This is a genomic window from Roseovarius halophilus (ex Wu et al. 2025), from assembly GCF_047086965.1.
In genome coordinates this window covers 1-3,723 of sequence record NZ_JBKOTX010000339.1, presented here as the reverse complement: position 1 = coordinate 3,723, position 3,723 = coordinate 1, and the positions used below count along the sequence as shown (strand labels likewise).

3 protein-coding genes and 2 pseudogenes are annotated in these 3,723 nt (G+C 60.9%); 3 read left to right on the top strand and 2 right to left on the bottom strand.

What is annotated here, in order from left to right; genetic code table 11:
* The 3 genes and pseudogenes from ACH107_RS30945 to ACH107_RS30935 all read left to right on the top strand — a co-directional run.
* A partial coding sequence (locus ACH107_RS30945; protein WP_412509513.1) for a DUF6880 family protein occupies nucleotides 1–825 on the top strand: 825 nt, incomplete at its 5' end.
* A gap of 71 nt (nucleotides 826–896) precedes the next feature.
* Nucleotides 897–1,544 carry a hypothetical protein gene (locus ACH107_RS30940; RefSeq protein WP_412509512.1) on the top strand — a complete coding sequence of 216 codons (648 nt, stop codon included), beginning with the start codon at nucleotides 897–899 and terminating at the stop codon, nucleotides 1,542–1,544.
* A gap of 401 nt (nucleotides 1,545–1,945) precedes the next feature.
* Nucleotides 1,946–2,137, top strand: a pseudogene (locus ACH107_RS30935) (transposase); the annotation flags it as partial.
* A gap of 31 nt (nucleotides 2,138–2,168) precedes the next feature.
* Here ACH107_RS30935 and tnpC read toward each other — a convergent pair.
* Both tnpC and ACH107_RS30925 read right to left on the bottom strand, forming a co-directional pair.
* Nucleotides 2,169–3,182, bottom strand: a pseudogene (tnpC, locus tag ACH107_RS30930) (IS66 family transposase); the annotation flags it as partial.
* A 62-nt stretch (nucleotides 3,183–3,244) separates the two neighbouring features.
* Nucleotides 3,245–3,547: a group II intron maturase-specific domain-containing protein gene (locus ACH107_RS30925; RefSeq protein WP_412509514.1), complete on the bottom strand. Its 303-nt coding sequence runs from the start codon at nucleotides 3,545–3,547 to the stop codon at nucleotides 3,245–3,247.
* Nucleotides 3,548–3,723: the final 176 nt, after the last annotated feature.

The window sequence follows — 3,723 nt, the reverse complement described above, 5'->3', positions numbered from 1 at the left end:
GGGCCGAGCAAAAAGCCCTTGAACCCGAAGCCGTCACGGGGATTAAGATGGCGGCCTAACCAGCGCAACGCGCTGTCTCAGAACCGTGCCCCGGTACAGGCCGATGCACAGGGGGATGTTGACGCATTCATTGCGCAGTTTGAGCCATGGACCCGCACAGTCCCAACAAATGCGATCCATATTGCGCGTCGATTGGTTGATGCCGGCCGGGCCGCCGAGGCGCTGGATTTTCTCGATGCCGCAGATGTCGACGAAGACGACTGGGACCGCATGGACTGGCAGGACGCGCGGATCGATGTTCTGGAGGCCATGGGCCGCAAAGAAGAGGCACAGGCGTTTCGCTGGGCGTGTTTTGAACGCGATCTGTGGGCGGACTACCTGCGCGCGTATCTGCGGAAGCTGCCTGACTTCGATGATATCGAGGCGGAAGAAAAGGCAGTTGCGACTGCCATGGCTGATCCCGAGCTGCTGGCGGCGCTGCAGTTCTTCCTTGATTGGCAGTCACCGGACCGTGCCGCAGAGTTGCTGATCAACCGCCACAGCGAGATCGATGGCAACCGTTTTGAATATCTGACCCCGGCCGCGGATGCGCTGGCCGAAAGCCAACCGCTGGCAGCGACGCTTGTGCTGCGCGCGATGATTGATTTTGCGGTGAGCAAGGGACGCTCCAAGCGCTATCGCCACGCAGCACGTCACCTGGAGACCTGCGCTGAGCTGGCACCCAAGATCGAGGTCTTCGGTGCGTTCGAGACGCACGAGACCTATGTCGCCCGACTGAGGAGCCAACATGGCAGGAAGTCGGGTTTCTGGGCCTATGTGGGGTGATGGGGTAAAGTGATGCGAACCTGCGACGCGCGTCATTCATGCGTGGGCGCCAACTTGGTGGAGAGAATAGCATGAGCAAAAGGCCAAAGAACAAGGGTGTCGGCGCCTCGTCGGTAAAGGCGATGCTTGTGAAGTATTCTTGTCCACTCCCCTACCATCAGGTCAGGGCCCGGTTCATGGGCAACATTGCGACGCCGGATATCGCCGCTTCCCCAATGCAGGAGATCCAACGCATCTGGAACAACAATTTGCCGACGTTCGAAAGCAAGTCTGAAGCAGACGAGTTCTTTGGGGTTCTGATCCAAGGCTTGTGGAACGGGCTGAGTTCACACCAGAAGCGCACTGACCCGTTCAAGCTTGGCCGGATCGCAACGGCCCCCGCGAGTTTGGAGTATCTGAACAGGTTTTCCCGGGTGAGACGGGAGGAAATCGAAGGGTTTGTTGACGGGCTTTTCGGGGACAAAGAGGAGCTGGATCTGCCCGAGAGTGCCCACAAGGCGGTGAGTATTCTGGGCGAGATGCGCTCGATTTTTGCCGCTACAGAGCAGCTCGCTGACCAACAGGCGAGCGTGGATACCATGACCGAGACCATCCGGCACTTCCAGCAGATGACCCGCATCGCGGAGACGGAAATCAACGTCGTAATCCAATCTTGTAAGAAGGCGCGCGCGCAAACGTTGGAGACGCTGCCAATGGACCGACCCGGCACGCTGCACTGATGCAGGGGGGTGCTACCGCGATCATCACGCGGCGCCCACGTGGAAGCATTGTGGAAGCAAGAGGGGGCAAATTGCTGCCAGTTTCTGCGCAATCTCGCGTATGACGCGCGCAAGGCAGCGGCCACTAAGTGGCTGAAATGTCGAAGTAATACGCAAACGAGCGCAATCGTTCATGGTCTGTTCGACACGACTCATAACCTGAAGGTCGTAGGTTCAAATCCTACCCCCGCAACCAAAATCCTACGCGTTATCAAACGCTTACGCGCCGCCCTCCAGGGCGGCGTTTGCGCTTGCACCCCACGTGGAAGCACTGTGGAAACAAGAGGGGGCGAAGTCCTACGTGTTGCTGCGCGAAGCGGAGCCGTCGTTGGATCGTCCGTAGCCTACGCGGCTAGTCGGTATCACGGAGCAAGCCTCGTCGTGTCATTGCCAAGATCGAATGGCATCCGGGCGAGCTGTTCCCGCGTGTGGGCTTCATCGTCACCAATCTGCCGATGGAGCCAGACTGCGTGTTGCGGTTCTATAACCAGCGCGGCACCGCCGAGCAGCACATCAAGGAAGGCAAATACGCCTTCAACTGGACGCGGCTGTCAGTAACCGCCCGGTTTGAACCGCCTTGCGGCCTCAGGCGGCTTCGGTCTTGGGCGCCGCCTCTGACATGGGCGCCCAGTTCCACGGCAGAAGCTCATCGAGCCTGTTGATCTTGTGATCGTGGATGCGATCGAGGACGTCGGCGAGGTAGGCCTGCGGATCGAGGCCGCTCATCTTCGCGCTCTCGATCAGCGTCATCGCGCGGGCCAGGGTTTCGCCGCCGGTATCCGATCCGGCGAAGAGCCAGTTTTTCCGCCCGACGCCGATAGGCCGCATGGCGCGCTCGGCCGGGTTGTTGTCGATCGCGACGCGGCCATCCTCCAAGAAGAGCGTGAAGGAGGGCCAGCGGTTCAGAGCGTAGCGGAAAGCCTTGGCGAGGTCGCTCTTGCCGGGAATGCGGGTCAGCTGCTGCTCGGCCCAGGCCTTGAAGGCCGCGACCTTGTCGGCGCTGTGTTCCTTGCGGGCGGCAAGCCGTGTCTCCACGGGCTGCCCGGCGATCTCGCGCTCGATGTCGTAGAGCTTGCCGATCCGGTCGAGCGCCTCGCGGGCGATCTCGGATTTGTTGGCCGTCCAGACATCGTGGAAGGCGCGGCGCAGATGCGCCCAGCAGGCGGCCTCGCGGAACTGCTGTGAGCCGTCCGCACGCGTTTCGTACAGCTCCTTGAAGCCGGCATAGGCATCGGCCTGCAGGATCCCTTCCGATCCCGCCAAATGGCGGCGCGGATGCTCGCCCTTCCGGTCCGGGGAGAAGTAGTAGACGACGCCGGGCGGCGCGGCGCCTGACCATGGCCGCTGATCGCGGACGTAGGTCCAGATCCGGCCCTGTTTCACGGCCTTGCTGAGCTCCTTCTTCTTCGCCGACCGGTCAAGCACACGGATGGGCTTGTCGTCGGCGTGAAGAAGGTCGCTGGCCATGACGTCGGCCTCGATCTTCTCGATCAGCGGGCTCAGCGTCTTCATCGCGCCCCCGCACCAGTCGACCATCGTGGTATCCGGGATATCGGCGCCCATGCGGGCGAAGATCTCGTTCAGGCGGTACAATGGCAAGCGAGTCGCGCGAGGGGATTTCACCCTCACGCGCTCCCAGAACCGTACGTGAACCTCTCAGCTCATACGGCTCCCAGCGTTCGGCCATTTGCGTGAAGGAGAGACCAATGCGCGAACAACCCCGGCGTGGATTTCGCAATTCTGGCAAGCCAGAGCCGCGCTTGCCGGGGCCGCTGCCTGAAGCGTTTGTACTTCCGCATCACCCATCGGACCAAATGTGCGTCGATCAGACGAAGTGTCTGATAGAGCGCCGATTTGTAGAAGCATCTGAAGTAACCGATCCACCCTTCAATCTGTCGATTGAACATGCGGGCCAGATCGATCAGCCCCTTGTCGCTGCGCCGCTGCAACCCCCATTTGCGCACCCGGCGTCGAAACGCCTTGAGCGCTTTTGGGCTGGCGGCCGGAAGGTAGGATACGCCGAACAACCCTCCGCGCCAGATGTCAACGCCGAGTTAAAATTCCCCAAAAGTGCCGAAGTAAAATTCCCCACTTTTACGGATCCGGTGATCAGCCGGTTTCAGTGATCATCTGCTCCGCT